Below are 20,240 nucleotides of genomic sequence, written 5' to 3'. Positions count from 1 at the left end.
ATGGATCGCATGAACGTGATGACGGAGGCTTTCGTGCCGGCTGCGCGGCGGCAGGTGAGCGAGCGGGATTTCTTCCTGCCGCTGGCGATCATCGGCGGGCTGATCCTGCTCGTCTGCACGCTCGGCGCGCATTTCGCGGTCGGCGCGTTCGATCAAGCGAGCGCCGAGCGTGAGCGCGTGCTGGCGCGTAATGGCATCGCGCAGCGCATCGGCGAGGTCGCGCAGATGGTCGTGCCGCAGACGGTTTGGGACGATGCGACGCAGCATCTCGACGCGCATTTCGATCCCGCATGGGCGCAGGACAATATCGGGAAATATCTGAATGTTACGAGTGGCTTCGACGATGCCTTCGTGGTCGATGCCGACGATCGGCTGGTCTACGCCTCTCGTTTCGGCCGGCGGGCACCGATGACGTCATGGCGCCCGGTTGCGCCGCTCGCCGCGCCGCTGGTGAAGTCGGTGCGCGCGATGGAGGCGCGGCGCGGCCCGATCACGCGCACGACGCCCGGCCAGATGGTGAGCAAGGCGATCCAGTCGAGCGCGCTCAAGATCGTCGATGGCAAGGTCTCGGTCCTTACCGCGACGCTGGTACAGCCCGATTTCGGCACGGTGCTGCCCGCCGGGCCAAGATCGCCGATCGTCGTGACGACGATGTATATCGACCAGCCATTCCTCGATCTCTTCGCCAGCCGCTACATGCTGCACGATCTGCACGTGCATCCGCTCGGAAAGCCCGTCGCGGCGGGGGAGATCGCGATTCCCGCGATCGACGAGCACGGCCGCACGATCGCGACCTTCACCTGGCACCCGCTCGATCCCGGCTATCTGATGCTGCGCCGGATGGCGCTGCCGCTGTCGCTGGTATGCCTGGTACTGACGGGCCTCGCCTTCGTGCAACTGCGCAAGATTCACGCGGCGGCGCGGCAACTCCTCGATCTGCAGGCGTTCTATGAAGGTGACGAGGCGGTGGCGATGCGGGGATTCTAAAGCCTGCGGCGGCCGCACGTCGCCGGGGCACGGCCACATCGACTAAGGTATAGCGTTCACGCGATTTTTACGATCGCCTGCGCAATGGTTTCGTCATGATTCACCTCACGTCCGACGCGGCGATCATGTTCGGGCTGGCGCTTGTCAGCGCGATGCTGTCGTGCGGATTGCTGCTGTCGTGGAAGGTGCTGGGCGGGGTGCGCCACGCGCTGATCTGGGCGATCGCCTACGGCATCGGCGCGGTGCAGTGGTTCGTCATCGGCGCTTACAACAGCTTCTGGCCGTTCACCTCGGCCGCCTTCATCGGCGCGACCTGGGCCGGCGGGATCGTCGCGATCCTGCTGTGCGTCGGTTTTCGCGAGCGCGTCGGGATGCCGCGCCGTCCGCGCCTGATGATCGCGGCGGCGGCGATTTCCGGCCTGCTGATCGCGGTGCCCTATCTTATCAACGGCGCGGCGTTCACGCTGGCGATACCGCAGTTCATGCGGGTGATCTTCCTGCCCGTTGCCGCGCTTACTCTGGTCGGCTTCGGCCGCCGCGCGACGATGGTCGAGATCGTCACCGCCGCCATCCTGCTCGCCTTCGCCGGGTTCAGCGGGTTCGTGGGATGGATGCGGCTGATCGATTGCGGATGCGAGACGAACAGCGGGCGCGCGGTGCTGCTGATCGGCCTGCCGGTGCTGTTCACCGGCGCGGGACTGACCAACATCCTGCTGCTCGCCTCCGATCTCGCCCAGCAATTGCGGCGCACCGCGCGCGTCGATCCGCTGACAGAGGCGTTGAACCGCCGCGGATTCGACGAGACGGCCGAACGCGCGCTGGCGCAGGCCCGGCGGCGCGAGCGGCCGATGTCGGTGCTGCTGTTCGACCTCGATCATTTCAAGGCCATCAACGACGCCTTCAGCCATGCCGACGGCGACCGCGTGCTGCATGCGGTGGCGCAGTGCGTGCGCCGCGAGAGCCGCGCCGAGGATGCGTTCGGCCGGTTGGGCGGCGAGGAATTCGCGTTGCTGCTCGACAATATGGCACCGCTCGCCGCGGTCGCTATGGCCGAGCGGATACGCGCGGCGATCGGCATGCTTTCGGTTCTGCCCGACGGCTGCCGCGTCACCGCGAGCTTCGGCGTCGCGCCGGTTTTCTCGAATCAGACGCTGGCCGACAGCCTGCGCCATGCCGATCTCGCCTTGTACCGTGCGAAGGAAGCGGGACGCGATCGCACCATACTTTACGCTGAACCGGACGTTGCGCGGCCGGGCGAGGGTGCCGTATCGCGAACGAACCGGCGCCAGGGCGTGGCGGCCGACGCCTAGGCGCTCAGAACAATTCCCCCTGCGGCCCCGCCGGCGGACGGAAGAGGTCCGTTCGCAGCACGATGCGCTGCTTGTTGAGGCCATGCTTGCGGCACGCGATCTGGACGCGGGTGCGGAGCAGATCGGCCCACGGCCCTTGGCCGCGCATGCGGGTGTGGAAATTGGGGTCATTGTCCTTGCCGCCGCGCAGCGACCGGATCGTCGCCATCACTTTGGCCGCCCGATCGGGGAAATGCTCGTCCAGCCAGGCGCGGAACAAGGGCGCGACCTCATGCGGCAGGCGTACCGGCAGGTATGTGATCGAACGCGCGCCGCTTTCCGCCGCGCGTTCGATCAGATGCTCGATCTCGTGATCCGTGATCGCCGGGATGACCGGCGCGATCGACATCCAGACCGGCACGCCCGCCTCGCTCAGCTTGCGGATCGCGGCGATACGCCGTTCGGGCGCGGCCGCGCGCGGCTCGACCGTCATCGCGATCCGGCGGTCGAGCGACGTCACCGACATCATGACGGCGGCGAGGCCCCGTCTGGCCATCGGCCCGATCAGATCGAGATCGCGCAGCACCCGGTCGGACTTGGTGGTGATCGTAAAGGGATGGCTGCACTCGGCCAGCACCTCGATCAGTCCGCGCGTGATACGCCATTCGGCCTCGATCGGCTGATAGGGATCGGTGTTCGTCCCCATCGCGATCGGCGAGCAGACGTAGCCGCGCTTCGCCAATTCGGCACGCAGCAGCACGGGTGCGTCGGGCTTGGCGAACAGCCGGCTTTCGAAGTCGAGCCCCGGCGACAGATCGTGATAGGCGTGCGTCGGCCGCGCGAAGCAGTAGATGCAGCCATGCTCGCAGCCCCGGTAGGCGTTGATCGAGCGATCAAAGGCGATGTCGGGCGATTGGTTGCGCGTGAGGATGGTGCGCGGTCGCTCGATCGTGACGGTCGTGCGCAGGCGCGGCGGCGCGTCGTCCACCGTCTCGCGGTCGTCGAGCCAGTCGCCGTCGGCTTCGCGGGCGGGCAGGTTGAAGCGCGCACTCTCCCGGTTGATGGTGGCGCCGCGATGGGGTCGGGGAGGCGGATTCGGCATTGCATGACGCTACGCCCGGCTATAGAACATTTCAAGAACATGGAGGATCGAAATGGCGCGTTTCAACTATGTAGAGCTGCCCGTCGCGGATACCGGCCGGGCCAGGGCGTTCTACGGTTCGGCCTTCGGCTGGGACTTCGCAGAGTTCGGGCCGACCTATGCCGCGACGACGAGCGGCGACACCGATATCGGATTGCAGGCCGATCCGGCGGAGAAGACCGCCGCTCTGCTGCCGGTGATCGAGGTCGCTGACATCGATGCGGCGCTGGCGGCGGTGACGGCGGCGGGCGGAGTGATTACCGCGCCGGTGTTCGATTTTCCGGGTGGCAAGCGCTTTCACTTCCGCGACCTCGACGGACATGAACTGGCGGTGACGCGATCTTCGCCTCAGCACTAGACTTTGGTGGGAACATACGGGTGCGAGAGGCGGACGGCAACGCCGCGTTAAGCGAGATCCGCAAACGGTTCGCGGGCACATCTTGCCGGAAAGCCGCCTGTGGAAACGATACGCCACCTCAATCCCGACCGCCATACGAATGGCGAATTGTCGACTGTGTACGATCCGCAGAGCGGGGTCTTTCAGGCGCTCAGCTCCGGCTTCCTTTGCGTCGATCAGTCGACCGCGTTCTTCGCCGAGTGGAAGCGCGCCGTGCAGGACGTCCATTCTGCGGGCCTTGCGGTAACGGCGCTGGTCGATCTGAGCGATTCGACCGCACAAAGCCCTGAGGTCGTGGAGATCATCATCAACACGACGCGGGGGCTGTACCGGCCCGGTGACGCGATTGCGATGATGGTGCCGACGAGCATCGCCAAGATCCAGATGCGTCGTGCGCTCGATCCCGAATATCACGAATTCTTCGTATCGCGCTTCGCCGCCGAAAGCTGGCTGCGCGAGCGCGATGCCGATCGCGCCGTTCCGATGATGCGGCGCGCGGCCGGACTATACCACTGACCCGTTGAGTGTCGCGGCACAACCGCCTAGACGCTGGCGGATCGTGGCCACCCTTCATGCCTTTGCCAACCCTGCGCGCTTCCTGAAACTCGCGCGTCCGCTGACGCCGACGCTGTTCTGGGCGGGCGTCGCGCTGACTTTGATAGGCGCCTGGGCGGGGCTGACGCAGACGCCACGCGACTATCTGCAGGGTGAGACCGTGCGGATTCTCTACATCCACGTGCCGACCGCCTGGCTCGGCATGGGCGGCTGGAGCGGGATCGCGGTGTCGTCGGTGATGTTTCTCGTCTGGCGGCACCCGCTGGCGATGATCGCCGCGCGCGCGATCGCGCTGCCGGGCGCGATGTTCGCCGGCCTGTGCCTGATCACGGGCGCGATCTGGGGCCGGCCGACCTGGGGGACGTACTGGCAATGGGACGGGCGGCTGACGTCGATGCTGCTGCTGTTCTTCGTCTATCTCGGCTTCATGGCGCTCGACCGTGCGGACCGCGACCGCGGCGGCGACGGGCGGATTCCCGCGCTGTACGGCCTGGGCGGCACGGCGCTGCTGCCTGTCATCCGCTATTCGGTGGTGTGGTGGAACACGCTGCATCAGGGTGAGAGCATCGGCCTCACTAAATCGAGCATCGATCCGTCGATCCTGTGGCCGCTGTGGCTGACGCTGAGCGGCTTCACGCTGTTTTTCGCAGGGATTGTGCTGATGCGGATGCGCACGATCCTCGCCGTCACCAAGGCCGAGGCGCGGATGCGGAGGATGGCGGCATGAACCCGTGGCCGTTCGTGATCGCGGCTTACGGCGTGACCTTAGTCGCGGCGGTTACGCTTGCGCTGTGGAGCTGGCGCGCGATGCGGGCTGCCGAGAAGAAATGAAGGCCGAAAGGTGAAAGCCAAGCACCAGAGGCTTACGCTCGCGCTGCTCGGCGTGGCGGCGGTGATCGCGGCGGGCGTGCTGGCGCTGTCGGCGCTGAAGGATCAGGCGTCGTTCTTCTACGCGCCGGGCGACGTCAAGAAGGACGGGCTTCCACTGGGGCGCTTCGTTCGGCTCGGCGGAATGGTGGCGGACAAATCAATCGTGAAGCTGCCCGACGGCGTCTCGATTCGCTTCGTCGTCACTGACGGCGTCGCGACCGTGCCGGTGCTGTTCAAGGGCATCGCGCCGGATCTGTTCCGCGAGAAATCGGGCGTGGTGGCGGAAGGCGAGTTCCAGCGCGACGGCAGCTTCACCGCGAGCAACCTGCTGGCGAAGCACGACGAAAAGTACATGCCGCCCGAGATCGCCGGCAAGATGCACGAGACGAAGACGCTGAAGGAATGAGCGGTTTGCTTTCCTGCTGGCGCGACATTGCGTCCTTTCCTGGAAGGGAGGGGCTGGGGGTGGGTTGTGAGTCCCACCGCCGTGCCTCAAAGCACCTACCCACCCCCGACCCCTCCCTTCCAGGGAGGGGAGAGAAGTGATCGCCGAAGCTGGCCTCGCCGCCCTCTGGCTCGCCGCCGCGCTGGCGCTGATGCAGCTTGCCATCGCGGCGATCGGCGTGCGGCGGGTGATGGCCGAGCCCGATTTCCAGACCGAGCTTTCCGGGCATCTGCTGGCCGCGGTGCGGCCGGTGGCGATCGTGCAAGGCGTGCTGGCGTTGCTGGCGATGGTGCTGCTGATCACTGTATTCGTGCGAACCGACATGTCGGTTCTGCTGGTCGCGGAGAACAGCCATTCCGAGAAGCCGCTGCTCTACAAGTTCGCGGGCGCGTGGGGGAACCATGAGGGCTCGATGCTGCTGTGGGTCACGATCCTCGGCGTGGCGGGCGCGGCGGTGGCGATCTTCGAGCGAAGCCTCGCGCGCGCCACGCTGATCGCGACGCTCGGCGCGCAGGCGATGATTGCGCTGGGTTTCTATGCATTTCTGTTGTTTTCTTCGAACCCGTTCACAAGGCTGGATCCGGCCCCGGTGGACGGGCAGGGGCTGAACCCGCTGCTGCAAGACCCCGGTTTGGCCTTCCATCCGCCGACGCTCTACATCGGCTATGTCGGCATCTCGGTGGCCTTCTCCTTCGCGGTCGGCGCGCTGGTGACGCGCGATGTCGGCCCAGCCTTCGCGCGGGCGATGCGGCCGTGGGTGCTGGGCGCGTGGATCTTCCTGACGCTCGGCATCACGGCGGGCAGCTACTGGGCCTATTACGAGCTCGGCTGGGGCGGCTGGTGGTTCTGGGATCCGGTCGAAAATGCCAGCCTCATGCCGTGGCTGGCGGCGACCGCGCTGCTTCATTCGGTGACGGTGCTGGCGACGCGCGACGGGCTGCGTGCCTGGACGATCATGCTGGCGGTGGTGGCCTTCTCGATGTCGATGATCGGCACGTTCCTGGTGCGGTCTGGCATCCTGACGAGCGTGCATGCCTTCGCGGTTGATCCTGAGCGCGGGAGCTTCATCCTCGCGCTGCTGGCGATCTATATCGGCGGCGCGCTGCTGCTGTTCGCCGCGCGCGTGGGCACCGTGCGCGCGGGCAACACCTTCGATCTCGTCAGCCGCGAGGGCGCGCTGGTCGCCAACAACCTGTTGCTGAGCGTGATCCTCGGCATCGTGCTGATCGGCACGCTGTACCCGATCATCGCGGCGGGCTTCGGTACGCAGCTTTCGGTCGGGCCGCCGTTCTTCAACAAGGCGGCCGGGCCGGTCGCGCTGCTGCTGGTGGCGATCATGGCGGCGGGCCCCTTGCTGCGCTGGCGGCGCGACGAGGCCAAGGCGCTGGTGGCGCGGATGGCGATCCCCATCGCGGCGACGGTGGTGGCGCTGGCGGGGTTCCTGATCTTCGCGCCGGGCATTGACCTGTTGCCGCTCCTCGGGCTCGCGCTGGCCGCCGGGCTGGCGGCGGCGAGCGTCGCGCCACTTTGGGGGCGCAACCTGCGCCGCACGCCGCTGTTCACCTACGGCATGGTGATCTCGCACCTCGGCATCGCGGTGAGCCTTGCCGGCATGGCGTCGGACAGCGCCTTCACGCAGGCGACCCTCGTGGCGGCGCGCGTCGGCGAGCCGCAGCGGGTGGGGCCGTACAGCGTGACGCTCGACGGCATCGCGCCGGTGATCGGGCCGAACTGGTCGGCGCTGGAGGCGCATCTCTCGGCGAGGCGCGGGAGCGGGGCCGCGATTCAGCTCAGGCCGCAGGCGCGCTTCTTTTCGAACCCGGTGACGTCGACCAGCGAATCCGCCATCGCGACAATGCTCGACGGCCAGCTCTACACCGTCATCGGCCAGCCCGACGGCGCGGGGCGCTGGCAGTTGCGGCTGTGGTGGAAACCGTTCGTGACGCTCATCTGGGCGGGCGGCGCGCTGATCGCGCTGGGTGGCGTCCTTTCGCTGCTCGGGCGCTGGCTGCGCGAACGGCGCGCGCGCGGGCGGGAGGCCGAGGCGTGAGGCTGTGGCTGCCCCTGCTGGCGTTCGCGGCGCTGCTCGCGGTGGTCGCGACCGCGCTCTACAAGCCCGCCGACCGCGCGGTGCATTCGGCGCTCGTCGGCCAGCCGCTGCCGGCGTTCAGGACCGAGCCCTTGCTGGCCGGCCGCCCCGGCGTCGCCAGCGCCGCGGACGGCAAGCCGCGCCTGATCAACGTCTACGCGAGCTGGTGCCTGCCCTGCATCGCCGAGGCGCCGCAGCTCATGCGCCTGAAGGCGGCGGGCGTGCGGATCGACGGCATCGCGGTGCGCGACACGCCCGAGGCGATGCGCCAGTTCCTCGCCCGCAACGGCGATCCCTATGCCGCGATCGGCGCGGACAAGGACGGCGCGGTGCAGCTCGCGCTCGGCTCGTCGGGCGTGCCCGAGACCTTCCTCGTCGACGGGCGGGGCCACATCCTCGACCAGCATATCGGCGACATCCGCGCGGATGAGGTCGACGGCATCCTCAAGACCTTGGGGCAGGCGCGGTGAAGCGGCTCGCGCTCATCCTCGCGATCATCGCCGCGCCGGTCCTTGCCGACAGCAAGTTGCCGCCCGCACCGCTCGCCAACACGCAATTGCGCGATCCCGCTAGGGAGGCGCAGGCGCAGGCGCTGATGGTGACGCTGCGCTGCCTCGTCTGCCAGGGCCAGTCGATCGCCGACAGCGATGCCGAGATGGCGGGCGACATGCGCTCGCTGGTGCGCACGCGCATCCAGGCGGGGGAGTCTCCCGCGTCTATCCGCAAGTGGCTTGTGACGCGCTACGGCGACTACGTGACTTATGACCCGCCGATGAGCGCGCTCACCGCGCCGCTGTGGATCGCGCCGCTCGCCTTGCTGGCATTCGGCCTGTGGCTGGCACGGGCGAGCTTCCGCAAGAGAAGGCGGGGCTGATGGGCTGGGTCGCGCTCGGACTGGTCGCGCTGCTCGCGGTCGTGCTGCTGTGGTGGCTTGGCGTTGCGCGGCCTTTGTGGTCGTTCGTCGGCGCGGGGCTGATGCTCGGCGCGACCGGCTATGCGATCCAGGGCAAGCCGGGGCTGCCGGGCCATCCCGTCACCGCCTTTACCCGCCCGATCGCGCTCGACGACGGCATGGTGAAGCTGCGCGACGACATGTTCGGGCGCTTTTCGGGCGAGAACCAGTATATCGTCGCGTCGGACGCGATGATTCGGTCGGGCGATCCGAAAGCGGCGGTGCAGGTGCTGCTGATCGGCATCCGCCGCGTGCCGAACAGCATCGCGCTGTGGACCGATCTCGGCCTCGCCTTCCAGACGCACGATCGCGGCGTCGTCTCGCCCGCCTCCAAGCTCGCGTTCGAACAGGCGATGCGGATCAACCCCGATCACCCCGCGCCGCCGTTCTTCTACGGCCTCGCGCTGATCCAGGCGGAGGATTTCGCGGGCGCGAGCCGATACTGGCACCGTGCGCTCGCGCTGACGCCGCAGAAGGTCGGCTATCGCGCGATCATCGCCGAGCGTGTAGCTTTGCTCGACCGCTATCTGGCGGAGACGCGGGAGCGGTAACGGGGGCGCGGCCGATGGCGAGGATGCACAAGTGCCGCAAGTGCGGGGCGCTGCTCGAACGATCGAAGCAGATCGTCTTCAGCCACTTCGAGGATGTGCTCCGGATCGACAAGGACGGCGACCGCAGGATCGTGCCGGAGCCCACCTACAAGCACCTTCCCTGCCCGAAATGCGGCGACCCCAAACCCCTCGCGACGATCGCGGCGAATTGGGGGACGCTGGCGTTCCTCGCCTTCGTCATCGCCGCGATCATGGGCGGGGGCTATTTCATCCTGTTTCTTTAGCCCGCCCACGCCTCGTATGGCAGACCCAGATCGTCGGCGACGGCCTTGTAGGTGATCTTGCCCTTGTAGACGTTGAGGCCGTTGGCGAGATGCGGATCGGCCTTCATCGCCGCTTCCGCGCCGAGGTTCGCGAGCTTCAGCGCAAATGGCAAAGTCGCGTTGTTGAGCGCGAAGGCCGATGTGCGCGCGACCGCGCCCGGCATGTTGGCGACGCAATAGTGGATCACGCCGTCGACCTCGAACACCGGGTCCTGATGCGTCGTCGCGTGGCTGGTCTCGAAGCAGCCGCCCTGATCGATGGCGATATCGACGAGCACCGCGCCGCGTTTCATCGTCTTGACCATCTCGCGCGTGACGAGCTTGGGCGCGGCCGCACCGGGCACCAGCACCGCGCCGATGACGAGGTGGGCGTTCTTCACCGCCGCCGCGATCGCCGCCTTGGAGGCATAGGCGGTCTTGATTTGCGAGGAGAAGAACATGTCGAGCTCGGCCAGCCGCGCGTTCGAGATGTCGTAGATCGTCACGTCGGCGCGCATGCCGACCGCCATCTGCGCGGCGTTGACGCCCGAGACGCCGCCGCCAAGGATCGCGACCTTGGCCGGCGCGACGCCCGGCACGCCGCCGAGCAGGATACCGCGGCCGCCCTGTTCCTTTTCGAGATAATGCGCGCCGACCTGCACCGACATCCGGCCCGCGACCTCGCTCATTGGCTTGAGCAGCGGCAGCGAACGGTCGTTGGCGGTGACGGTCTCATAGGCGATGCAGGTCGCGCCCGATGCCATCAGCCCCTCCGCCTGCGGCTTGTCGGCGGCGAGGTGGAGATAGGTGAAGAGCAGGTGGCGCGGCTCCAGCATGGCGATCTCGACCGGCTGCGGCTCCTTCACCTTCACGATCATGTCGGCGGCGGCGAACACCGATTTCGCATCGGACAGGATCGTCGCGCCGGCCTCGGTATAGTCGCTGTCCTCGAAATCGATGCCGAGCCCGGCACCCGTCTCGACGACGACCTCATGCCCCGCCAGCACCAGCTCCGCGACCGAAGGCGGCGTCAGGCCGACGCGATATTCGTGATTCTTGATTTCCTTGGGCACGCCGACGCGCATGGCTTGTCTCCGGTTTCGTTCGTTACGATATGGGCAACGCGCTGCCACAGGCAACATTGCTAGGGCAAGGGCCTCATGCTACGGCCCTTCGCCTGTGGGCACAGGGGCGCGAAATTCGGTCTGCATATGATCCATGTATCTGAAATCCGGGCAAGAATAGCCTTCCTGTGAGCGAAAACGCCATCAGCGCGGACGAGTCCGCGCACGTCGTGGGTTTCGAAGAGGGCTCCACGGGCCACGGTCATTCGAAGGACGGCCTCGTCAAATTGTCGCTCGGCGCGATCGGCGTCGTGTTCGGCGACATCGGCACGAGCCCGCTCTATGCCATCCGCGAGACCTTTGCCGGGCATCACAAGCTCGCCGCCGACCACTTCAACGTGATGGGCGTCGTCAGCCTGATGTTCTGGTCGATGATCCTCGTCGTGACGTTCCAGTATGTCGCGATCATCATGCGCGCCGACAACAAGGGCGAGGGCGGTTCGCTCGCGCTGCTGGCGCTGATCAACAGCCGTACGAAGCAGGCGCGCTGGTCGCGCGGGATCGTGCTGCTCGGTGTGTTCGCGTGTGCGCTGTTCTACGGCGACAGTATGATCACCCCCGCTGTGACCGTGCTCGGCGCGGTCGAGGGCCTTGCGGTCGCGCAGCCAAGCCTCGCGCCACTGGTGTTGCCGATCGCGGTCGCCATCATCATCGGCCTGTTCACGATCCAGAAGAAGGGCACCGGCAAGATCGGCCTGTTCTTTGCGCCCGTCATGCTGTTGTATTTCGCGGTAATTGCGGTGCTGGGCGTGCTCAGCATCGTGCAGACGCCCGAAATCCTGTGGTGCCTGTCGCCGCACAACGCCATCGCCTTCCTCGTTCACGATCCGACGCGCGCCTTTCTGGCACTCGGTTCGGTCGTGCTGGCTGTGACGGGCGCGGAAGCGCTCTATGCCGACATGGGGCATTTCGGCCGCAACCCGATCCGCGTGTCATGGCTGGTGTTCGTGCTGCCGGCACTGATGCTCAACTACATGGGGCAGGGCGCTCTGCTGTTCCGCATGGGAGAGGCGGGGCTGGAGAGCCCGTTCTACATGCTCGCGCCCGACAGTCTGCAGTTGCCGCTCGTCATCATCGCCACCGCCGCCGCGACGATCGCGAGCCAGGCGGTGATTTCCGGCGCATTTTCGGTGACGCAGCAGGCGATCCAGCTCGGCTTCATGCCGCGCCTGCGGATCGAGCATACCAGCGCGTCGACCGCGGGGCAGATCTACATTCCGCTGATCAACTGGCTGCTGCTTTCCGCGGTGCTGGTGCTGGTCGCGTTCTTCCACAGCTCCTCGAACCTGACCGCCGCCTACGGCATCGCGGTTACGGGGGCGATGCTGATCGACACCTGCCTGCTGGCGGTGGTGCTGTTCCGGCTGTGGAACTGGCCGGCATGGATGGCGGTGCCGCTGCTGGCGCTGTTCTTCGTGGTCGACGGCGCGTATTTCACCGCGAACCTGACCAAAGTGACATCGGGCGGTTGGTTCCCGCTGCTGGCGGGGCTCATCATCTTCACGATCCTGACGACCTGGGCAAAGGGCCGTCAGTTGATGATGGCGCGGATGCGCGAGGGCGCGATGCCGATCAAGGTGTTCATACAGTCCGCCGCGAGCGCCGCGACGCGCGTGCCGGGCACTGCCGTGTTCATGACCTCGACGCCCGAGGGCGTGCCGCACGCGCTGCTTCACAACCTTAAGCACAACAAGGTGCTGCACGAGCGCATCATCCTGCTGACGATCAAGATCGCCGACGAACCCTATGTAATGGAGGGCAAGCGCTGCCACCTCGAGGATCTCGGCCACGGATTCCACCGGATGGTGCTGAAATACGGCTTTATCGAGGAGCCCGACGTGCCGCTTGCGCTCGCGAATGTGCATCGCTGCGGCGCGGATTTCCGCATGATGGACACCAGCTTCTTCCTGTCGCGGCAAACGCTGCTGCCGTCTGCGCGGCCGGGCATGATGATCTGGCGTGAAAAGCTTTTCGCATGGATGATGCGCAACGCCGAAAGCGCGATGGAATTCTTCCGCCTGCCGACCAACCGCGTCGTCGAACTCGGCAGCCAGCTGGAAATTTGATAGCATCGCCGTAACGATTCTCTGCAGGGGGGTGCCGATGCGCCATCAGGTTCCGGGACGTTTCTTGTGAGCGCCGCGCCGATCATCGTCACGGCGCTGTTCGGGCCGGTCGATCAGGCATGGTTCGATGGCCTGCGGAAGAAATATTTCCCGCCCGAGCGCAATTATCTCGATGCGCATCTCACCATGTTTCACCATCTCGCGCCTTCGCTGGAAGCGGAGCTGAAGCAGCGGCTGAGCGCGGCGACGCGCGGCGTGAAGGCGCCGGTCGCACACGCCGCCGGCCTGCTGTCTTTGGGCGAGGGCACCGCCTACCGGATCGAGAGCGAAGGGCTGGAGCAGATTCGCGCCGAACTGGCTGAGGCGTTCGCGCCGATGCTGCTGCCGCAGGACCGCGCAGGGTGGCGCCCGCACGTGACGATCCAGAACAAGGTCAAGCCGACTGAGGCGAAGGCCCTGCTCAAGCGGCTGGAGGGCAGTTTCCAACGCAAGCCAGTCGCTGTCGCCGGGCTGGCGAGCTGGTATTATCGCGGTGGCCCGTGGGAGCCGCTGTCGCAACACGCCTTCGGCTAGAACTGCCCGCTTGACCGCAGCCGCCCGAGGCTCTTATAGGCCGCCCTCCGCTTGGTATGGCGAAGTAGCTCAGCTGGTTAGAGCACGGGAATCATAATCCTGGGGTCGGGGGTTCAAGTCCCTCCTTCGCTACCATCCTCGATATCACGAAACCGTCCAAAACGGCGGATTTCTGCGCCTTCGATGCGCGTGACGGTGCCGTGCCGACTGGCGTTTCTCAAAAGCGAATCAGCAATATATCGCCTAATCAGCGACTTAACGGATTTTCAAGAGAGCAAAGGTAAATGCTTCCCTCAGGGAGACTACCTATGCGCTCGATCAAGATTTTTCTTCGCAACAACCGTGCGGCGACGGCCATCGAATATGGCCTGATCGCGGCGCTGATCGCGGTCGCCGCCATCGCCGCGATGCAGGGCCTCGGCAACCAGTTGAAAAAGACCTTCGGCAATGTCCAGTCGAACATGAAGGCGAGCTGATCTCTCGTTGATAGCTTGCCATCGTCTGCGCGAAGCAAATCTCGCGAGGCGGTGATATTGAGCGGTACGGGGGCGTGCGCCATGTTGCGCGCACGCCCGCTTCGCCCCTAATGGCGCGAAGCCAGACCGTACGGAATCATATTTCGCCATGACGACCCACACGACCCGCATGCTCATTCTCGGCTCCGGTCCCGCCGGGCTGACCGCCGCCATCTATGGCGCGCGCGCCGGGATGAAGCCGATTCTCGTCCAGGGCATTCAGCCCGGCGGCCAGTTGATGACGACCACCGATGTCGAGAATTATCCCGGCTTCGCCGACGTCATCCAGGGCCCGTGGCTGATGGAGCAGATGCAGAAGCAGGCCGAGCACGTCGGCACGCAATTGATGTACGACACGATCGTCGAGGTCGATCTGTCGAAGCGGCCGTTCCGGCTGATCGGCGACGGCGGCGACGTGTATGAAGGCGATACGCTCGTCATCGCGACGGGCGCGCAGGCCAAGTGGCTCGGCCTCGACAGCGAGGAGTCGCTGAAGGGCAAGGGCGTCAGCGCCTGCGCGACATGCGATGGCTTCTTCTATCGCGGCAAGAAGGTCGCGGTGATCGGCGGCGGCAACACCGCGGTCGAAGAAGCGCTCTATCTCACCAACCATTCGAAGGATGTGACGATCATCCATCGTCGCGACCATTTCCGCGCCGAGAAGATCCTGCAGGACCGGCTATTCGCGCATGAGAGCGTGAACGTGCTGTGGAACAAGGAGGTCTCCACCTTCGTCGATGGCGGCGGCACCGCGGGCCTCGTCGCGCTGGAGCTGAAGGACACACAGACCGGCGAGATCTCGCGGCTCGACGTCGATGGCGGTTTCGTCGCGATCGGCCATCATCCGGCGACCGAGCTGTTCCGCGGCCATGTCGAGCTCGACAGCGATCATTACATCAAGGTGCAGACCGGCACGACCAAGACCAGCGTCCCCGGCGTGTTCGCCTGTGGTGACGTGATGGACAAGCATTACCGGCAGGCGGTGACGGCGGCGGGCACCGGCTGCATGGCCGCGCTTGATGCTGAGCGCTTCCTGGCGGAGGTGGAGTTCAAGGTGGCCGAGGCGGCGGAGTAATCCGGCGTCACCCGGCTTTTGCCGGGGTGACGTTATTGGCGGAGCGCCGCCAATACCCGCTCGAACAGCCAGTCGGCATCGCCCGTCCGTGCGAAGCTGTGCGAGGCGGTGTCGAGTGTTTCGGCCGGTAGGCCCTTGATCGCGTCGCGGAAAGCGATCGCGGTGGCGTCGCCCTCGGCGAGTAGGATCGTCAGCCGATCCTCCCAAGTCGCGAGTGCTTCCATCAGGCGTGTGGCGAGCATGTGGGTCTCCTGCGACGGTTTCTGTGAAACCTTGCGCAATCCTCCGATAATCTTGTTGAAGTTTACGCCACCACGCGCTGCGCGGAGCCACTCCGCCGGATCGCGCAGCTTCTCTTTATAGCGCGCACGGATCGCGGCGGAGGGGGGGAGATCGTCGGTGTCCTCGATCGTCCAGGGATTGGCGAGGATCAGCCGGTCGATCCCGGCGACATGACCGAACAACGCGAGCGCTGTCGCCGCGTCGCAATTGCCGAAGGCGGCGAGGTGCTTCACCCCCGTCTCGGCGGTGAAGGTCGCGGCCGCAGCGGCGATGTCGGGCGCGGACGACAGAAAACCGCCGTTCGGCCCTTCCGAATCGCCCACGCCGCGCCGGTCGAAGCGGAACACCGGCACTCCGGCCGCCGCCAATCGCTGCGCGAGCAGGGCCATGCCGCGATGCGCGCCGACACGGATCTCGTTGCCGCCCGAGACGATCAGCAGGCCGGTGTCACCCGCAGCCTCGTCGAGCGTGCCGAGCAGGCGGACGCCCGCGCAGGGAAATTCGATTAGCCTTCGCAAGCGGCGATCCAGTCGGCGATATCGTCGGCGAGGATTTTCGCAAGTTCGGGATCGTTCCCCGGCTCCGCGCGCCGCCACAGCGGCATGCCGGGCACGCGGTGATCGGCAGGTTTCGCGTCGGTGTTGAGACGGACGGTACGGACGGGCCCGCCATCGGCCTCGGTCCAGGCAACACAATCGATAAGATCATCTAGCAGCGCCGTAGAAATCGCGTTGCCGGCGATCGTGTCGTCGGCAGCGGTCGCGAATTGCTTTACGCGCGTCAGATCGCGAACCAGATCGGCGCCGTCCTGCGGCGCGAAATGCCAACGGCCGTTGAGAATCGTGAGCCGGTCGAGCAGGGTGCCGCTGCGAATGCCGACCGCGTATAGCGATCGGTCATGGCCGAGGGCGCGCGCGGCGAACTCGATCCCCTCGGAGAATTGTTCCAACCCGCATTCGGCGAGCGGCACGAGGCTCTCGCCCTGACCCGGCAGATCGGGCAGCACACTCGTCACACCGCACGCCGCAAGCGCTCGGCAGATACTCACCGCGAACGCCCGAACCCGGTTGGCTTCCTCGAATAGCGGAAGCGCGACCACCACGACCGGGCCCGTCTCCGGCCCGAAGCGGAGCATCGCCTCGCGCCCGCCGCCGGGGAGATCGTAGTGGTCGATCAACAGGCCACGCTCATTGTGGCTGCTTGCTCGCGGCGTAGCGGACGAGGCTGCCGAAATTCTCGAGCATCTCGCCGTCGACTTCATCGTCCTCGATGAGGATGCCGAGCCGCTCCTCAAGCTCGGTCAGCACGCCCGCCACCGCCATCGAATCGAGTTCGGGCAGCGCGCCGAACAGCGCGGTATCGCTGCGAAAGGCGTCGGCACGCGCCGCGCTCAGGCCAAGCACATCGCGCAGCACCGCGCGTACGGTCGTCTCGATTTCGGAAATGTCGTCTGGCAGCACTGCGAGCCCCTAGCGTCTTTGTGCGGCGCACTAAAGAAATGCGCGGCCTCTGCCAAGGGCGGGGCCTTCACAGCGCGCGTGGGGGCAGTATCAGGGTGGGATGGTTCCGCTCGACCCAGTACCGCGCCCGATCGACCACGTCCTGCGCGGATGCGCGGAGGACATCGCGCTGGCGTTCCGCGATGGCGACGTCAGCTATGCCGCGCTGGAGGCGCGCGTGGGGCAGGTTGCGGCTTGGCTCGCGCGCGCGGTGCCCGATGCGGGTGCGCGGGTGGCGAGCTGGCTCCCCAAGACCGCGACCGCCTGCGTGTTGCCGCTCGCCGCGCCGCGCGGAGGGCTGGTGCATGTGCCGGTCAACCCGGTGCTGAAGCGTGCGCAGGTCGCGCATATCCTCGCCGACAGCGGAGCGCGACTGCTGGTGACGCAGGCGGCGCGGGCCGCCGCGCTCGAGCCGGGCGACGTGCCCGAGGGGTGTCGGATCGTGCTGGAGGAGGAGATCGCAGGCGACGACGCGCTAGCGCCCTCCGCCGCCGACCCAAATACGTTGGCGGCGATCCTCTATACCTCCGGGTCTACGGGGCGGCCAAAGGGGGTGATGCTCAGCCACGCGAACCTGTGGCTCGGCGCGGTCAGCGTCGCGCACTACCTAAAGATCGCGCCCGAGGATCGCGTGCTCGGTGTGCTGCCGCTGAGCTTCGATTACGGGCAGAACCAGTTGCTTTCGAGCTGGGCGGCAGGGGCGAGCGTCGCGCCAATCGACTATCTGACCGCGCGCGACGTCATCAAGGCGGTGGAACGGTTCGGAGCAACGACGCTCGCCGGCGTGCCGCCGCTGTGGGTACAGTTGCTGGAGGCGCAGTGGCCGGAGGAGGTCGCGGCGCGGCTCCGGCGCCTCACCAATTCGGGCGGCGCGCTGACGCCGCGCATGGTGCGCGACCTGCGCGCGCGGTTTCCGGCGGCCGATCTCTATCCGATGTACGGGCTGACCGAGGCGTTCCGCTCGACCTATCTCGCGCCCGATCTGGTCGATGCGCATCCCGACGCGATCGGCACGGCGATCCCGTTCGCGGAGGTGATGGCGGTGCGGGCGGACGGGTCGCAAGCAGCGCCGGGCGAGGCGGGCGAGCTCGTCCATGCCGGGCCGCTCGTCGCGCAGGGCTATTGGCAGGACGCGGATCGTAGCGCCGCACGCTTCAAGCCCGCGCCGGAATGGGCGGAGAGCGATGGCATGGCGGTATGGTCGGGCGATACCGTTACGCTGGGCAAGGACGGGCTGTTCCGCTTCGTCGCGCGCGACGACGAGATGATCAAGAGCGCCGGCAATCGCATCAGCCCGACCGAGATTGAGGAAGCTGTGCTGCGCGGCGGCGAGGCGGGCGAGGCGGTGGCGATCGGCGTGCCCGATGCACGACTGGGGCAGGCGATCGTTGTGGTGGTGCGCGGCGACCCGGCGCGCGAGGCGGACCTGCGCCACCGCCTGCGCGCCGAATTGCCGAGCTTCATGCAACCGATGCGCTACGACTGGCGCGTGGCGATGCCGGTCAACGCGAACGGCAAGCTGGACCGAGCGGCGCTGAAGGCTGAGGTGACGTCATGAAGGCGATGGGGACGATTCCTGCCGAGTTCGCGGGCGCACGCTTACGCATCGCCGGGCGCAGTGCGGAGGAGTGGGTCGCCAAGGCCGGGGATACGCCGTTGTTCGTGTACGATCTCGGCGTGGTCGAAAGCCGAATAGCGCGGTTCCGTGCGGCATTTCCAAACGTGGACTTGCACTACGCGATCAAGGCCAACCCGTTTGCGCCGTTGGTGGCGGCGATCGAACCGCTTGTCGATGGTCTGGACGTAGCGTCGAGCGGTGAACTGGAAATCGCCTGGCAGACTGACCCAGCCGCGAAGGTAAGTTTCGCAGGACCGGGCAAGCGCGACGACGAACTGGAATTCGCGATCAGGCTAAACGCGACGATCAACCTCGAGTCCGCGAACGAAGCGGTGCGCGCGCTTCGCATCGGCAAGCAACTGAAGAACAGGCCGCGCCTCGCCGTGCGGGTGAATCCCGAGATCGAACTGCGCGGCTCCGGTATGCGGATGGGCGGCCGCGCTTCACCATTCGGGATCGACGCCGACCGCGCCGCCGCTGTCGCGCGGACGGTGATCGACGCGGGCGCGGACTGGCGCGGCTGGCACATCTTCGCGGGGTCGCAGGCGCTCGATGCGGGTGCGATCATCGAGACGCAGGCCGCGACGCTCGATCTTGCCGAGCGCCTGACCGAGGACGTTGGCGTCATGCCGCCGCTCGTTAATCTCGGCGGCGGCTTCGGCATTCCCTATTTCCCCGGTGAGGTGCAGGTCGATGTCGAAAGCGTCGGGGCCGCGCTGGCCGGGCGGCTGACGTCATCGCCGCTCACCAGCCGCTTCGCGATCGAGCTCGGGCGTTGGCTGGTCGGCGAGGCAGGGGTGTATCTGACGCGCGTGGTGGACCGGAAGGTCAGCCGGGGCGAGACGTTCATCGTCACCGATGGCGGAATGAACCATCAGCTTGCCGCGTCGGGCAATCTCGGCACGGTGGTGCGGCGGAACTACCCCGTCGCAGTCGCCACCGCAGACGCCGACGCCGACGCGCCGACGGAGACGGTCAGCGTCGTCGGGCCGCTGTGTACGCCGCTCGACCGGCTGGCCGATCAGGTCGCGCTGCCGGAGGCGCATCCGGGCGACATTATCGCCGTGTTCATGGCCGGCGCCTATGGCCTCTCGGCGAGCCCCGCGGGCTTCCTAGGGCACGTGAAACCGGCGGAAATCCTTGGCGCGGCGGAGCGTTCCTAACGCAATCTTCACCTCTTCCGCCGCATAGCCTCCCCATAGCCACGAGCATGCCCGCGAGACGTCGCGCGCACGTTACCGTCGCCGGAGGTGTGAGAGATGCGCGTTTCGAACGTTTTCAAGGGCTTTCTGCTGGCGGGCGCCTCGGCGGCCGCGCTCAACGGATGCGCCAGCGGCAGTAGCGGCGGCCAGCTTCCGCCCGCAGCCTTCGTCGCGACGCAGGAACAGCCGGGCGAGGAATATGTCATCGGCCCGCTCGATCAGCTCAACATCTTCGTGTGGCGCAACCCCGAACTGTCGGCGAAGGTGCAGGTGCGCCCCGACGGCCGCATCACCACCCCGCTGATCAGCGACATGCCCGCGGTCGGCAAGACCCCGGCGATGCTTGCGGACGATATGAAGATCGCGCTCGGCGAATATATCAAGGATCCGATCGTCTCGGTGATCGTGGAGAATTTCTCTGGCACGTTCAGCCAGCAGGTCCGCATCGTCGGCGCGACGGCGAAGCCGGCGTCGATCCCGTACCGCGCCAACATGACCCTGCTCGACGCGATGATCTCGGTCGGCGGCCTGGGGGAATATGCGGCGGGCAACCGCGCGAAGCTGGTCCGCTACGACCGCAACACCGGCAAGCAGGTGGAATATAACATCAAGCTCGGCAAGCTGCTGAAGGATGGCGACAGCAGCGCCAACGTCCGCCTCGAACCGGGCGACGTCATCATCATCCCCGAGAGCATGTTCTAAGGGGTG

24 protein-coding genes and 1 tRNA gene are annotated in these 20,240 nt (G+C 66.7%); 20 read left to right on the top strand and 5 right to left on the bottom strand.

Annotation, left to right across the window (positions count from 1 at the left end; all coding sequences use genetic code 11):
* Positions 1-9: 9 nt before the first annotated feature.
* Both Q5H94_RS18440 and Q5H94_RS18435 read left to right on the top strand, forming a co-directional pair.
* Positions 10-987, top strand: coding sequence for a CHASE4 domain-containing protein (locus Q5H94_RS18440; protein WP_304562718.1), 978 nt, complete (start codon positions 10-12; stop codon positions 985-987).
* Between the two features lie 95 nt (positions 988-1,082).
* Positions 1,083-2,297: a GGDEF domain-containing protein gene (locus tag Q5H94_RS18435; protein WP_304562717.1), complete on the top strand. Its 1,215-nt coding sequence runs from the start codon at positions 1,083-1,085 to the stop codon at positions 2,295-2,297.
* Positions 2,298-2,301: 4 nt separating this feature from the next.
* On the opposite strand, the gene Q5H94_RS18430 is transcribed toward Q5H94_RS18435, so the two are convergent.
* The gene (locus Q5H94_RS18430) at positions 2,302-3,378 is read right to left on the bottom strand and encodes a PA0069 family radical SAM protein (RefSeq protein ID WP_304562716.1); all 1,077 of its coding nucleotides are present in this window, start codon (positions 3,376-3,378) and stop codon (positions 2,302-2,304) included.
* A 52-nt stretch (positions 3,379-3,430) separates the two neighbouring features.
* Between Q5H94_RS18430 and Q5H94_RS18425 the strand changes: the two genes are divergently transcribed.
* The 10 genes from Q5H94_RS18425 to Q5H94_RS18380 all read left to right on the top strand — a co-directional run bounded on the left by Q5H94_RS18425 (position 3,431) and on the right by Q5H94_RS18380 (position 9,560).
* Positions 3,431-3,775 (top strand): VOC family protein, encoded by a 345-nt coding sequence (locus Q5H94_RS18425; RefSeq protein ID WP_304562715.1) that lies wholly within the window; start codon positions 3,431-3,433, stop codon positions 3,773-3,775.
* Positions 3,776-3,874: 99 nt separating this feature from the next.
* Complete coding sequence (locus tag Q5H94_RS18420; RefSeq protein WP_304562714.1) at positions 3,875-4,330, top strand: hypothetical protein; 456 nt, start codon at positions 3,875-3,877, stop codon at positions 4,328-4,330.
* 43 nt (positions 4,331-4,373) lie between these two features.
* Positions 4,374-5,096, top strand: coding sequence for a heme ABC transporter permease CcmC (gene ccmC, locus Q5H94_RS18415; protein ID WP_304562713.1), 723 nt, complete (start codon positions 4,374-4,376; stop codon positions 5,094-5,096).
* Positions 5,093-5,200, top strand: coding sequence for a heme exporter protein CcmD (gene ccmD, locus Q5H94_RS18410; RefSeq protein WP_304562712.1), 108 nt, complete (start codon positions 5,093-5,095; stop codon positions 5,198-5,200). The genes ccmC and ccmD overlap by 4 nt, the downstream gene beginning before the upstream one ends.
* Before the next feature lie 10 nt (positions 5,201-5,210).
* Positions 5,211-5,645, top strand: coding sequence for a cytochrome c maturation protein CcmE (ccmE, locus tag Q5H94_RS18405; protein ID WP_304562711.1), 435 nt, complete (start codon positions 5,211-5,213; stop codon positions 5,643-5,645).
* A gap of 136 nt (positions 5,646-5,781) precedes the next feature.
* Positions 5,782-7,734, top strand: a complete 1,953-nt coding sequence (locus tag Q5H94_RS18400) for a heme lyase CcmF/NrfE family subunit (protein ID WP_304562710.1) — start codon at positions 5,782-5,784, stop codon at positions 7,732-7,734.
* The gene (locus tag Q5H94_RS18395) at positions 7,731-8,243 is read left to right on the top strand and encodes a redoxin family protein (protein ID WP_304562709.1); all 513 of its coding nucleotides are present in this window, start codon (positions 7,731-7,733) and stop codon (positions 8,241-8,243) included. Before Q5H94_RS18400 ends, Q5H94_RS18395 begins: the two co-directional genes overlap by 4 nt.
* Positions 8,240-8,647, top strand: coding sequence for a cytochrome c-type biogenesis protein (locus Q5H94_RS18390; RefSeq protein WP_304562708.1), 408 nt, complete (start codon positions 8,240-8,242; stop codon positions 8,645-8,647). Before Q5H94_RS18395 ends, Q5H94_RS18390 begins: the two co-directional genes overlap by 4 nt.
* On the top strand, positions 8,605-9,276 hold the full coding sequence (locus Q5H94_RS18385; RefSeq protein ID WP_304562707.1) for a tetratricopeptide repeat protein: 672 nt from the start codon (positions 8,605-8,607) through the stop codon (positions 9,274-9,276). Before Q5H94_RS18390 ends, Q5H94_RS18385 begins: the two co-directional genes overlap by 43 nt.
* A 14-nt stretch (positions 9,277-9,290) precedes the next feature.
* Positions 9,291-9,560, top strand: a complete 270-nt coding sequence (locus Q5H94_RS18380) for a hypothetical protein (protein WP_304562706.1) — start codon at positions 9,291-9,293, stop codon at positions 9,558-9,560.
* Here the strand turns inward: Q5H94_RS18380 and ald are convergent.
* Positions 9,557-10,663, bottom strand: a complete 1,107-nt coding sequence (gene ald / locus Q5H94_RS18375; RefSeq protein ID WP_304562705.1) for an alanine dehydrogenase — start codon at positions 10,661-10,663, stop codon at positions 9,557-9,559. The two genes, Q5H94_RS18380 and ald, sit on opposite strands and share 4 nt — an antisense overlap.
* A 182-nt stretch (positions 10,664-10,845) precedes the next feature.
* Between ald and Q5H94_RS18370 the strand changes: the two genes are divergently transcribed.
* The 5 genes from Q5H94_RS18370 to trxB all read left to right on the top strand — a co-directional run bounded on the left by Q5H94_RS18370 (position 10,846) and on the right by trxB (position 14,931).
* A complete protein-coding gene (locus tag Q5H94_RS18370) occupies positions 10,846-12,768 on the top strand; it encodes a potassium transporter Kup (protein WP_431312195.1) in 1,923 nt (640 codons plus the stop codon).
* 66 nt (positions 12,769-12,834) lie between these two features.
* Positions 12,835-13,341: a 2'-5' RNA ligase family protein gene (locus Q5H94_RS18365; RefSeq protein WP_304562704.1), complete on the top strand. Its 507-nt coding sequence runs from the start codon at positions 12,835-12,837 to the stop codon at positions 13,339-13,341.
* A 58-nt stretch (positions 13,342-13,399) separates the two neighbouring features.
* Positions 13,400-13,476: transfer RNA gene (locus Q5H94_RS18360), tRNA-Met, on the top strand.
* Between the two features lie 173 nt (positions 13,477-13,649).
* The gene (locus Q5H94_RS18355; RefSeq protein ID WP_304562703.1) at positions 13,650-13,817 is read left to right on the top strand and encodes a Flp family type IVb pilin; all 168 of its coding nucleotides are present in this window, start codon (positions 13,650-13,652) and stop codon (positions 13,815-13,817) included.
* A gap of 148 nt (positions 13,818-13,965) precedes the next feature.
* Entirely contained in the window at positions 13,966-14,931 is a 966-nt protein-coding gene (gene trxB, locus Q5H94_RS18350; protein ID WP_304562702.1) for a thioredoxin-disulfide reductase, read from the top strand.
* Positions 14,932-14,963: 32 nt separating this feature from the next.
* Here trxB and Q5H94_RS18345 read toward each other — a convergent pair whose 3' ends face one another.
* Genes Q5H94_RS18345 through Q5H94_RS18335 form a run of 3 tightly spaced genes read right to left on the bottom strand, consistent with a single transcriptional unit; the run spans position 14,964 to position 16,673 of the window.
* Positions 14,964-15,731 (bottom strand): hydrolase 1, exosortase A system-associated, encoded by a 768-nt coding sequence (locus Q5H94_RS18345; RefSeq protein ID WP_304562701.1) that lies wholly within the window; start codon positions 15,729-15,731, stop codon positions 14,964-14,966.
* The gene (locus Q5H94_RS18340; RefSeq protein WP_304562700.1) at positions 15,719-16,390 is read right to left on the bottom strand and encodes a hypothetical protein; all 672 of its coding nucleotides are present in this window, start codon (positions 16,388-16,390) and stop codon (positions 15,719-15,721) included. The genes Q5H94_RS18345 and Q5H94_RS18340 overlap by 13 nt, the downstream gene beginning before the upstream one ends.
* Before the next feature lie 10 nt (positions 16,391-16,400).
* Positions 16,401-16,673 (bottom strand): acyl carrier protein, encoded by a 273-nt coding sequence (locus Q5H94_RS18335; RefSeq protein ID WP_304562699.1) that lies wholly within the window; start codon positions 16,671-16,673, stop codon positions 16,401-16,403.
* 100 nt (positions 16,674-16,773) lie between these two features.
* On the opposite strand from Q5H94_RS18335, the gene Q5H94_RS18330 reads away from it, so the two are divergent.
* From Q5H94_RS18330 to Q5H94_RS18320, 3 genes are all read left to right on the top strand, one after another.
* The gene (locus Q5H94_RS18330; protein WP_304562698.1) at positions 16,774-18,270 is read left to right on the top strand and encodes an acyl-CoA ligase (AMP-forming), exosortase A system-associated; all 1,497 of its coding nucleotides are present in this window, start codon (positions 16,774-16,776) and stop codon (positions 18,268-18,270) included.
* Positions 18,267-19,493, top strand: coding sequence for a pyridoxal-dependent decarboxylase, exosortase A system-associated (locus tag Q5H94_RS18325; protein ID WP_304562697.1), 1,227 nt, complete (start codon positions 18,267-18,269; stop codon positions 19,491-19,493). The genes Q5H94_RS18330 and Q5H94_RS18325 overlap by 4 nt, the downstream gene beginning before the upstream one ends.
* Positions 19,494-19,589: 96 nt before the next feature.
* Positions 19,590-20,234, top strand: coding sequence for an XrtA/PEP-CTERM system exopolysaccharide export protein (locus Q5H94_RS18320; RefSeq protein ID WP_304562696.1), 645 nt, complete (start codon positions 19,590-19,592; stop codon positions 20,232-20,234).
* Positions 20,235-20,240: the final 6 nt, after the last annotated feature.

The organism is Sphingomonas immobilis, from assembly GCF_030580995.1.
Classification (GTDB): Bacteria; Pseudomonadota; Alphaproteobacteria; order Sphingomonadales; family Sphingomonadaceae; genus Sphingomonas; species Sphingomonas immobilis.
This window is presented reverse-complemented; position numbering and strand designations above follow the sequence as displayed.